Consider the following 11772-nt stretch of genomic DNA (forward strand, 5'->3'; position numbering starts at 1 on the left):
CAATGAGTCGCTTGCTTTAGCCAATTATATGCCTATACATTATCTCGCAGATAGACATCCATGCGTTGAGATCTGCGATGATGAACGTGCCCACACAGCAACCGAACGAGCGCGTATGGCGCAACGCCAGGTTGGCGACCATGGCACGCGGTACAGCAGGAATCGGCATCATCGAGAACGGCGCGGTCGTGTCGCGCGACGGCACCCTCGTATTCGTGGGCAGCGAAAAAGACCTGCCTTCCTGCACCCATTCCGAACGCGAAGAAATCGACTGCGAAGGTCGCTGGATCACACCGGGACTCGTCGATTGTCATACCCACCTTGTGCACGCCGGCAACCGAGCGCATGAGTTCGAGCTGCGACTGCGCGGCGCCACGTATCAGGAGATCGCTGCGGCGGGCGGTGGCATCATTTCCACGTTGCGCTCGACGCGCACTGCGTCGAAAGAACAGCTGATCGACGCGTCGTTACCGCGCCTCGATGCCCTGATCGGCGAAGGCGTCACGACGATCGAGATCAAGTCCGGTTACGGCCTCGACCTCGCGACGGAGAGGAGATTGCTGGAGGCTGCACAGGAACTGAGCCGCATCCGCCCTATCCATGTTCACAAGACTTTCCTTGGCGCACATGCGGTACCGCCTGAGATGGCGGGCCGTGCGGATGCGTACATCGAGCTTCTCACGCAGGAAATGCTGCCGACACTCGCTGCGGAGAATCTGATCGACTCAGTCGATGGCTTCTGCGAACACATTGCATTCACGCCCGCGCAGATCGAGCGCGTGTTCGCAACGGCCGCGTCGCTGGGCTTGCGCGTGAGACTGCACGCTGACCAACTCTCCAATCTGGCCGGCGCCAGGCTTGCGGCGACCCATCACGCGTTGTCGGCCGACCATCTTGAGTTCTCCGACGAATCCAGCATCCAGGCACTGGCACTATCCGGCACAGTCGCCGTGCTGCTACCAGGTGCGTACTACTTCCTCCGGGAGAGAACCGCTCCCCGAGTCGACCTGCTACGCCTCCACCATGTTCCGATTGCAGTCGCTACCGACTGCAATCCCGGCACGTCGCCACTCACCTCCCTGCTGCTGACGATGAACATGGCAGCAACCCAGTTCCGGCTCACGGTCGACGAATGCCTGCTCGGCGTCACTCGCCACGCTGCGAGCGCACTGGGAATGGACAACGCTGTCGGCACCCTCGAGGCCGGCAAGCGCGCCGATCTGGCCATCTGGAACATCGAACATCCTGCTGAGCTCGTCTATCGGATGGGCTTCAACCCGTTGCATTCCCGTATCTGGAGAGGTCGATGATCGCGATCGAGTTAATTCCTGGTTCCACACCGCTCGACGACTGGCGCGCGGTGTATCGCGGCGCGACCCCTCGACTGCATGCGTCATGCCGCAGCGCCGTGGAACGCAGCGCGGCCGCTGTCACGCGCATCGTCAAACGTGGCGCACCGGTGTACGGCATCAATACCGGCTTCGGCAAGCTCGCCAATGTCAGCATCGACGCTGCCGATCTCAACAAGCTGCAACGGAACATCGTGCTGTCACACGCCGCCGGCACCGGCGAGCCACTGCCAACGCGCATTGTGCGACTGATGATGGCGCTCAAGCTGGCGAGCCTTGGGCAAGGCGCATCCGGAGTGCAACCGCACACGCTCGACTTCATTGAAACGATGCTGTCCGCGGAAATAATTCCGATCGTTCCCTGCCAGGGCTCCGTCGGTGCGTCGGGCGATCTCGCACCGCTCGCACACATGACGGCTGCCATGATCGGCGTTGGCGAAGTCGACACGCCCGTCGGTCGCATGCCGGCGCTCGATGGCCTGGCACTCGCGAAGCTCACACCGATTACGTTGCAGCCAAAAGAAGGACTCGCACTTCTCAATGGCACCCAGTTCTCGACTGCGGTCGCTCTGGCCGCACTGTGCGAAGCCGAAGTATTGTTCCAGAGCGCATTGGTGACCGGCGCACTGTCCACCGATGCGGCACGTGGCACCGACGTGCCTTTCGACCCACGCATTCATGCGCTGCGCCGCCACCGCGGTCAGATCGAAACCGCCGGCGCATTGCGTGAACTGATGGCCGGCAGCGCCCTGCGCGCGTCCCACCTCATCAATGATGATCGGGTGCAGGACCCGTATTGCCTGCGCTGCCAGCCGCAGGTCATGGGCGCCTGTCTTGACATGCTGCGCAACGCCGCCACCTTCCTGTCCACCGAGGCCAATGGCGTTTCGGACAACCCACTGATCTTCGCTGACGATGACACGGCGCTCTCCGGCGGTAATTTTCACGCAGAAGCCGTGGCGTTCGCGGCCGACATGATCGCGATTGCCGTGTGCGAGATCGGCTCGATTGCCGAGCGTCGCATCGCCATGCTGATCGATCCGGTGCTGTCCGGATTGCCGGCGTTTCTCACCCCACGACCGGGCTTGAACTCTGGCTTCATGATTCCGCAGGTGACGGCAGCGGCGCTGGTTTCCGAGAACAAGCAGCGCGCCTACCCGGCCAGCGTCGATTCGATTCCGACATCGGCCAATCAGGAAGACCATGTCTCGATGGCTGCCCACGGCGCACGCCGCCTGCTGCCGATGATCGAGAACGCGTCAGCCGTGATCGCCGTCGAACTGCTGATGTCCGCGCAGGCCTGCGATTTCCACGCACCATTGACGACCAGCGTATCGCTGGAATCTGCGCGCACCCTGCTGCGCGAGCGCGTGCCGACACTCACCGATGACCGCTACATGCATCCCGATATGGAACAGGCGGTGTCGCTGGTGCGCTCCGGAGCGATTGCGTCCTGCGTGGGCGTGCCACTGCCCCAGGTGTTGAGGGAAGCTCATTGAGCCACCGTCCCGACTGGCTGTCGATCGATCGTGGCGAGGCGGCGCTGCTGCTGAGCATTCCGCACTCGGGTACGGATCTGCGCGGCCTCGAAGACCGCTTCGTTTCGCCGTGGCTGGCACGGCGAGACGCGGACTGGTGGATCAACGAGCTGTACTCGTTTGCGAAGGACCTCAATGCCACCATCGTCCGCACCGCCGTGTCGCGCAGCGTCATCGATGTCAATCGCGACCCGTCCGGACGCTCGTTGTATCCCGGCATGGCGACCACCGAGCTGTGCCCGACGACCACCTTTGATGGCGAGCCGCTGTACCGGGATGCGGCTGCAATCGCCGCGGATGAGATCGACGCCCGCCGTCTCGCCTACTTCGATCCGTATCACGCCGCGCTGCGAGACGAAACGGCGCGCTTGCGCGACTTGCATCGCCGCGTCGTCGTCTACGACTGCCATTCGATCCGCTCACACATTCCCCGACTGTTCGACGGGGCGCTGCCGCAGTTCAACATCGGCACCAATGACGGTCGCTCCTGCGATCCGATCCTGACCGAGGCCATCGCCGCCGCGTGCGCTGACCCGGCCTTCACGCACGTCGTGAATGGCCGCTTCAAGGGCGGCTACATCACGCGATCGCTGGGCCAGCCGGATCGTGGCGTACACGCGGTGCAGATGGAACTGGCCTGTCGCGGCTACCTGAACGAACCCCACGCGCCAGTGACGCCCGACAACTGGCCGACGCCGCTCGATCCTCACTACGCGATGCCGTTGCGCACTGTGCTGCAGAACGTGCTCGAACGCTGCATTGCCTTCACCTTCCAACCCGCTTCGTAACTCCAGGTCCCGACATGCGACGAATCGACAAGTCCCGCACCATCCGCGCTCCTCACGGTTCCACATTGAGTGCTCGCAGCTGGCTGACAGAAGCCCCGCTGCGCATGCTGATGAACAACCTCGACCCGGATGTCGCGGAACGTCCCGAGGAACTCGTCGTCTACGGCGGCATCGGCCGTGCCGCGCGCGACTGGGACAGTTTCGACCGCATCGTGGCGACACTGCGCCGCCTCGAAGACAACCAGACATTGCTGATCCAATCCGGCAAGCCAGTGGGTGTCTTCCGCACGCACCGCGACGCGCCACGCGTGCTCATTGCCAACTCGAATCTCGTGCCGCACTGGGCGCATTGGGAGCACTTCAACGAGCTCGATCGCAAGGGCCTGATGATGTACGGCCAGATGACCGCGGGCTCGTGGATCTACATCGGCTCGCAAGGCATCGTGCAGGGCACGTACGAAACATTCGTCGAGATGGGTCGCCGGCACTTCGACGGCAATCTCAAGGGCCGCTGGATTCTGACCGCCGGTCTGGGCGGCATGGGTGGCGCACAGCCGCTCGCCGCGACCATGGCCGGCGCCAGCTGTCTGGCCATCGAATGCCGCCAGTCCAGCATCGATTTCCGTCTGCGCACGCGTTATATCGACGTCTGCGCCAAGAACCTCGATGAAGCGCTGGCGATTCTTGACGACGCACGTCGCACCGGCAAAGCCATTTCGGTCGCGCTGCGCGGCAACGCTGCCGATGTGCTGCCTGAGCTGTTGCGCCGTGGCGTGAAGCCCGATGCAGTGACAGATCAGACCTCGGCGCACGACCCCATCAATGGCTACCTGCCGCTCGGCTGGACGGTCGAGGAGTGGGACGAAAAGCGCGTCTCGGACCCGCAAGCCGTGGCGTCCGCCGCCAAGCAGTCGATGGCGGTGCACGTCCAGTCGATGCTGCAGTTCCACAAACAGGGCATTCCGACCTTCGACTACGGCAACAACATTCGCCAGGTGGCCTTCGACCACGGTGTCAAAGAGGCCTTTGCCTTCCCGGGCTTCGTACCGGCGTACATCCGTCCGCTGTTCTGTCGCGGCGTGGGCCCCTTCCGTTGGGTGGCGCTATCAGGCGACCCGGAAGACATCTACCGCACCGACCAGAAGGTGAAGGAACTCATTCCGGACGATGCCCACCTGCACAACTGGCTCGACATGGCACGCGAGCGCATCAGCTTCCAGGGATTGCCCGCGCGCATCTGCTGGGTGGGCCTCGGCGATCGCGATCGACTCGGTCGCGCGTTCAATCAGATGGTCGCCTCCGGTGAACTGAAAGCGCCGATCGTCATCGGCCGTGATCATCTCGACTCCGGTTCTGTCGCCTCGCCCAATCGTGAAACCGAATCGATGCAGGACGGCTCGGATGCGGTCTCCGACTGGCCGTTGCTGAATGCGCTGCTGAACACCGCGTCCGGTGCCACGTGGGTATCGCTGCACCATGGCGGTGGCGTCGGCATGGGCTTCTCGCAGCATTCGGGCATGGTCATTGTCTGCGACGGCAGCCAGGAAGCCGATGAGCGGCTGGCGCGCGTGCTCTGGAACGATCCGGGCACCGGCGTCATGCGCCATGCCGATGCCGGCTACGAGATTGCGCTCGACTGTGCACGCGAGCGCGGCCTCGATCTGCCCAGCATCCACAACGGCTGAGCGGAGCGAAGCGATTGAACATTTTGCGAGCGGCGGCGTATCGACGCATGCCGTGGAAGAATGGCGGCGGCGAGACTTCCGAAATTGCGATCTCTCCGCCGGCCGCCACGCTTGACGCGCTCGACTGGCGCGTCAGCATGGCGGTCGTATCTCAGGATGGACCGTTCTCGATCTTTCCTGGCGTTGATCGAACACTCAGCATCCTCGATGGTGCGGGTATGGACCTCGACTTCGGGGAGGGTGGCGGCGTGCACGCCGTGACCGCTGCAAGCGCCCCTCTCAGTTTCGGCGCCGACCGGCCGCTGTACGCGCGACTGCGCGGCGGCACGATTACCGATCTGAACGTGATGACGCGCCGTGATCGCTACCGCCATACGGTGCAGCGTCTCGAGATCAACAGCGCGCTGCAGATCACGTCCACCGCCGATCAGTCGCTGGTGTTCTGTGAGCGCGGAGAAGTGACGTGCGTTGCGAGTGACGGCGCCGGGTTTTCACTCGAACCACGCGACTGCATCCGGCTTGATGAACCATCCGGCCCAGTGCAGCTCACGACGCAATCCATTGCGTCGGTTTATCTGATTCAGTTTTACCGGGTGACCACCTAGAAACCCGGCTGCAGAATCCTGCGCAGCGCTTCGATGAACTGATCGTTCTCGGCACTGGATCCGATCGAGACACGAATGAAGCTCTGATAGTTCGGCTCGAGCCAGGGCTTCACGATGACACCAGCCTTCAGCAACTGCGTGGCGACCTCGGTGCTCGGGCGCGCCACGTCGACGAACAGGAAGTTACCTTCCGAACGCGCCACCCGCAGCCCCATCTGACGCAGCGACTGTGACACCCGCTCGCGTTCGTCGCGGATCCTGGTGACCGCAGCTTCCATCCACGGCTCGTCCTGCAAGGCGGCGACCGCAGCGGCCTGCGCCAGCGCATTGACGTTGAAGGGCGTCTTTGCGGCCGTCAGCATCTTCGCGATTCTTGGACTGGAGCAGACGGCGTAGCCGACACGTAGCCCGGCCAGACCAAACGCCTTGGAGAACGTTCGCAGCACGACGTAGGACAGTGCGCTCTCACGCAGCATCTCAAGCCCGTCGGGAATCGCCTCGCTCGTGAACTCGCGATACGCCTCGTCCAGCACGAACAGGGTCGCGCCTGAAACAGCGCCGATCACACGCGCCAGTTCTCTGGTGTCCAGCGCTGGGCCGACAGGATTCGATGGCGAGGGCAGGAAAAACACCTGGGGGTGCTGCGCCAACGCCAGTTCAAGCGCGGGCACATCGAATTCCAGATCGGCTGTCATCGGCACCTTGGTCACTCGTGCACCGACCGCCAGCGGTTCGATCTCATGCAGACCAAAGCTGGGCGTCACGGTGAGAGCGTGCGAACCGGCCGTCAGAAATCCGCGCGAGGCGGCGGCAATCATTTCTTCTGATCCGTTGCCGATCACGATTTGCGCCGGATCGACGCCGAGCTTCGTTGCAAGCGTGGCGCGTAACAGCTCGCAGCCCGGATCCGAATAGCGCCACAGCTCCACCGCGTCGATCGCCTGCATCACGCCCGGCGAACAACCATGGGGATTCTCATTGCTCGCCAATCGCGCAATCTGCGTCAGACCACTGGCCGCACGCGCGGCCGCCAGGCTCAGGCCGGAGTTGTACTTGGGCAGCGCTTCGACGTGGGGATTGTAGTAAGGCTCCGGCGGCGAAATGCTCTGCCTGGTAGAAAGACTGTGCTTGATGACCATCTTGATGTCACTCATTTCGATTCGATCATTGTCGTGGGCGGCCTGCGCGATACCACACAGCCCGGCTGATCGATTCTTTAGAAAAGATCAGCCGAGTCTGGCCGCTCGAACGACTCCGCTCAGGGCTTCACGCCATTGACGACCTTGAACCGCTGCACGCGATGGTCTTCCGACGTGTAGATGTTTCCTTTCAGATCGAACTCCATCTGGTGATTGCGGTGAAATTCGCCAGCCCATGTGCCGAAGTGCCCGAATCGGCTCAGCACCTGGCCGTCGGCGCGCCGCAGGATCACGCTTTCGAAATTGCCCGGATCGTTCATCACCATGAGCGTCTGCTGCTTGTCGGGCCACAGGCTGACGTTACCCACAGACCCGGAACCCCTGGTCTTTGGCTCATAGACGAACTCGTTGACGTAGGTGCCGTCCCGGCGGAAGACCTGAATCCGGTTGTTGAGGCGATCGCACACATACACCAGTCCGTCCCTGGCGAGGCGGATGCAGTGAACCAGGTTGAACTGCTTCGGCAGCGTCGGACCACCGTCGTAGCGCGGCAGGACTTCATCGGTCGGCGGCAAACCGTACGCGCCCCACTGACGCTTGAACTCACCGGTGTCGGCATCGAACACGATGACGCGGTGATTGCCATAGCCGTCGGCGATGAACACCTCATTGGTCTCAGGATCGATATCCACAGCGGAAGCGCCGCTCAGCTGTGTGGTATCGAGGCTGCCTTTCGACGGGCCGCGGCCGCCGATCTGCAGCAGGAACTTGCCGTCGGGGCTGAACTTCAGATACATGCCGTCCGGCGGGGTGCCATCGGCACCGACACGCGTCTGACTGCCGCCGATCCAGATGTTGCCCTTGTAGTCGACGAACAGACCATGACCAGCCGTCGGCCAGTCATAACCCTTGGCCTCGTTGGGGCCACCCCACGCGCGCAACACGTTGCCCGCTTCGTCGAACTCCATGATGGCCGGTGCCGCGACACAGCACTTGCCTGCCGGCGGATCCTGCTGCGCGCCGAGCGCGTACTTCGGCACGAGCTCCGGACTATGAAACAACCACAGATGATTCCTGGCATCGACGTGGATACCGTTGATGAGCCCGAGCGCCCACTGGTTCGGCAACGGCAGCTTCGGCCAGCTGGCGTCGAGTGCATATTCGGGCACCTTCTCGGCGGCCTGCGCTACCGGCAGCGTGAGTGTCTGCAGCCCAAGCAGACAGATAGATAGAACCGTGGAAAAACGTCGCATCGTCGATCTCCGGAAAATTGCTGCGGCTACGCGTGGCGGCCGACTCATAGGAAGTGAGTGCCGTCGTCTGGCAAGAATCCAGCGCCCGCAAGAGAGGGAGCGCGGATGCGGGCGTCACGCTGAACGCCCGCATCCACCGTCACCCGTTACCAGTTCATGCGGAAGCCCACCGTGAACGTGCGGCCGAGCACGTCGTAGAGGCGCGCATTCGCCGGCGCGATGGTGTAGTTGAAGCCACCCGGGTTCGCCGCCACGACCGGAGGATCCTTGTCGGTGATGTTGCGTACGTTCAGGAACCCTTCGACCTGCACATCACCGGCGAAGAACTTGTAGGACGCCGAGGCATCGAAGAACACCACGGATTCAATGTCATTCTCCGACACCGTCACGTACTTCGTCGTCGAGGCCGGGCAACCACTGGTGCACTCGATCCAGTCATTGTCATACACACCGGAGCTGACACCACGCGCCATCAACGACGCGTTGAAGGAGTCCAGGCTGTAACCGATGGACGCGCTCCACTTCCAGTCTGGCGGTCCGAACGAGGTGTTCTGGCCAGCCGTGTCATCAACGATTCCTTCCGTGGTCGTCGCATTGCGCTTGTAGTTGGTGGCGAGCGCACGAATCATGACCGAGCCCGGCAAGCTGGCGTGCAAAGCATCCGCGCTGAACTGATAGCTGGCCTCGTAATCGACACCTCGTGCCACTTGCAAGGTGTAGTTGAACGGGGTTCGATCGACAATGAACAGATTCTGCGTTCCCGGTGTGAACTGGACCGCTGAACAGAACGCTGTCAGGCCCTGATAGCAGTTGTCGATGATGTCCTGGGTCGTGGGCAGACCGATCGCGTCCTCGATTTCGACGCTCCAGTAGTCGATCGCCAGCGCCAAGCCAGGCATGAACGTCGGCGTCAGCACGAAGCCCACACCGAAACCGTCCGCCTGCTCCGGAGTGAGGTTGCTATTACCCAGGCGCGGCGAGGTGATGTACTCCGTGCTGTCGCCCAGCCATGGATTGGTGACCGCCGGCGCGCCGCCGCTGCCGCGACTGAAGAGTTCTTCCAGGTTCGGCGCGCGGATGTCGTGTGAGAGTGTGGTCCGGAAACGAATGTCATCGATCGGCGTCCAGTTCAAACCCACCTTCCACGTTTCAACGCTGCCCGACGTGCTGTAGTCGGTGACGCGGATGGCGCCGCTCAGATCCAGCGCCTGCAAGGCAGGCAGGTTCCTCGCCAACGGCACGATTGCTTCGAGATAGGCCTCGGACACTTCGTAACTACCCTGGGTCGACGGATAGCCACCTACCCACCAGCCCCAGCGGTTGGAGATGGCGTCGTTGCGGCCATTGCCGATCCACTCCTTGCGCCACTCGGCACCGGTCGCGATGCCAACGTCGCCGGCCCACGTTGAGAACGGCTTGCCATTCAGCGCGACGGCCACGACGTCCTGTGTGAGCTGCTGATAGCGCCACATCTTTTCGCCGTTGCCTTCCACGTAGTCGACGGCCGCCTGGCTGTTGACGCCAGTACCCATCGGGTTGTACGGCACGCAGCCATTGCTCGGATTGGTCAGCGTCGAGCGGCAGACGATGTTCCCGGAGGATGGATCGACGACCGAGTCATAGGCGAGCGCGAGATAGGAGTTGACCCAGATGCCCTTGGTCATCGCGTGCAGATCGGACACGCCCCGCTGATAGTAGGCATCCCATTCCCAGGAATCACCGAAGCTCCCCGACGCACCGACGACAAACCGTGTGATCGTACGATCATTGGTCGGCACGGCGATGTCGAGATCCGGGTGCATCGTGCCGAGACGGAAGGTTGAAACGTTGGCGTCGAGCATCTGCTGCCGGATGCTGTCCGGCAGGAAAGCGTTTTCCACACTCAGGGAGATGCTGCCGGTGTCCTCGAGCGAGAACGCATAGTTGTGGTTCTCGTCGCGAGCGCGCGCGGCCTGGAAGAAGACGTTGACGTTGTCCGTGAGATCCCAGGACGCACGCATGAAGCCGCTGGTGGTGCGCGATCCGCCCGACAGGCTGGCGCCCGCGCGAGTACCGCGAATCTGGGTGCTCTCCCAGTCGCCGCCGCGCATGTCCGGATCCGACACGAGGTCGCCGAACTGGAACTGATACGGCGTGCCGCCGGCACCGAATGCAGTACCACGCAGGGGTGTATTGGTGATGATGCCGCCGGAAATACCCGTGCTGACCGACACCTGATCCAGCAGCAGTCGCTGCGGCTGACCATTGGTCGACGTATAGCTCGGGTTGTTCATGAACTGGATTCCTTTGAGATTCCAGTCACGTCGATTGATGGCGATGACGTCCTGATCGCGAACGCTGGCGCTGAAGATGAAATGACCGCGCCCGTCGGCAAACGGCGTGCCGTAGGTCAGGCCGGTCATCCAGTTGGCACCGTCGCCGTGAGTGGTGGCACCGTACTGCGCCGTCGACTTGAAGCCAGTGAAATCCTTGTCGAGGATGAAGTTCACCACACCGCCGAGCGCGTCCGAGCCGTACACGGCTGACGCACCACCCGTGACCACTTCGACCCGCGAGATCAGATCCTGGGGAATCAGGTTGACGTCGACGAGGCCCGAGAGCGACGAGGCGACCGAGCGCTGGCCGTCGACGAGCACCAGGGTGCGATTCTCACCCAGTGCACGCAGGTTCAAGGCGTTGATGTTCGAGTTGCCAGTACTCGCCGTCGTTACCGACGTGGCCGGCGAGACGCTGCCCGACAACGCTGGCAGCGTATTGACCGCGTCTGCGACATTCGGCGAACCGAATGACTGCAGCATCTCGGCACCGAGCACGCTGACGGGCGTGGGCGCCGAATAGCCGTCCGCGGTCGCGATTCGCGACCCGGTGACGATCACCTCGGCGACTGGGGCCGCGTCCGCGGCATCCGCCGACGCGGCTTCAACCGTTTGCGCCGTTGCTGACTGAGTCAGCACCAGCGTCATCAAACCAAGCAGCGGTATGGTCGAGCCATCACGCACCGCGCCACTTCGCTCACTCCGAAGCCGGGTGCGTACCGCCTCTACAACGAGTGCCGCGTTGCCCCGCTTCAGCTTCAGTTGGGTTGACCTCATCTCAGCTTGCCTCCCGTAACAAACGAATAATTTTTCCGCCCGACGCCCATCGCGTCAGTCGAAAGGGTTCGGTGACGCGCCATCTGTTTTATATCTATACATATGTATTTTCTAATGTCCACACATAAGCAGCCCGCTGCTTCGATGTTTTTTTGATCGAAGAAAAACTCCCCGTATTGGAGCGGCACTGAAGAAATGTGCTTCACACTGAGTCGTTTTCGCTGCCGAAGTTGGTGCAAAAAAAACCAACATGGCTCCAAGTTGATGCAAAGAGCATCCATCCGACGTCGCTGCGAACAGCGACCCGCGCGGAGGGCGAACGC

The 11772-nt window shown here is 62.5% G+C and carries 8 protein-coding genes; 5 read left to right on the forward strand and 3 right to left on the reverse strand.

Going from position 1 to position 11772, the window contains the following annotated elements; translation table 11 throughout:
* The first annotated feature begins 80 nt into the window (after positions 1-80).
* The 5 genes from hutI to VIZ63_RS19880 are packed head-to-tail and all read left to right on the forward strand — an operon-like array spanning position 81 to position 5965.
* The gene (hutI, locus tag VIZ63_RS19860) at positions 81-1310 is read left to right on the forward strand and encodes an imidazolonepropionase (protein WP_331611492.1); all 1230 of its coding nucleotides are present in this window, start codon (positions 81-83) and stop codon (positions 1308-1310) included.
* Positions 1307-2848, forward strand: a complete 1542-nt coding sequence (gene hutH, locus VIZ63_RS19865; RefSeq protein ID WP_331611493.1) for a histidine ammonia-lyase — start codon at positions 1307-1309, stop codon at positions 2846-2848. Before hutI ends, hutH begins: the two co-directional genes overlap by 4 nt.
* Positions 2845-3675 carry an N-formylglutamate deformylase gene (hutG, locus tag VIZ63_RS19870; protein ID WP_331611494.1) on the forward strand — a complete coding sequence of 277 codons (831 nt, stop codon included), beginning with the start codon at positions 2845-2847 and terminating at the stop codon, positions 3673-3675. The genes hutH and hutG overlap by 4 nt, the downstream gene beginning before the upstream one ends.
* 14 nt (positions 3676-3689) lie before the next feature.
* Positions 3690-5360, forward strand: coding sequence for a urocanate hydratase (hutU, locus tag VIZ63_RS19875; protein ID WP_331611495.1), 1671 nt, complete (start codon positions 3690-3692; stop codon positions 5358-5360).
* A 14-nt stretch (positions 5361-5374) separates the two neighbouring features.
* Positions 5375-5965 (forward strand): HutD family protein, encoded by a 591-nt coding sequence (locus tag VIZ63_RS19880; protein ID WP_331611496.1) that lies wholly within the window; start codon positions 5375-5377, stop codon positions 5963-5965.
* Here the strand turns inward: VIZ63_RS19880 and hisC are convergent.
* From hisC to VIZ63_RS19895, 3 genes are all read right to left on the reverse strand, one after another.
* Entirely contained in the window at positions 5962-7119 is a 1158-nt protein-coding gene (gene hisC / locus VIZ63_RS19885) for a histidinol-phosphate transaminase (protein ID WP_331611498.1), read from the reverse strand. The genes VIZ63_RS19880 and hisC overlap by 4 nt on opposite strands.
* 104 nt (positions 7120-7223) lie before the next feature.
* Entirely contained in the window at positions 7224-8357 is a 1134-nt protein-coding gene (locus tag VIZ63_RS19890) for a hypothetical protein (protein WP_331611499.1), read from the reverse strand.
* 146 nt (positions 8358-8503) lie between these two features.
* Complete coding sequence (locus VIZ63_RS19895; RefSeq protein ID WP_331611500.1) at positions 8504-11449, reverse strand: TonB-dependent receptor plug domain-containing protein; 2946 nt, start codon at positions 11447-11449, stop codon at positions 8504-8506.
* Positions 11450-11772: the final 323 nt, after the last annotated feature.

Origin of the sequence: Povalibacter sp. (genome assembly GCF_036520495.1) — a bacterium.
Lineage (GTDB): Bacteria > Pseudomonadota > Gammaproteobacteria > Steroidobacterales > Steroidobacteraceae > Steroidobacter.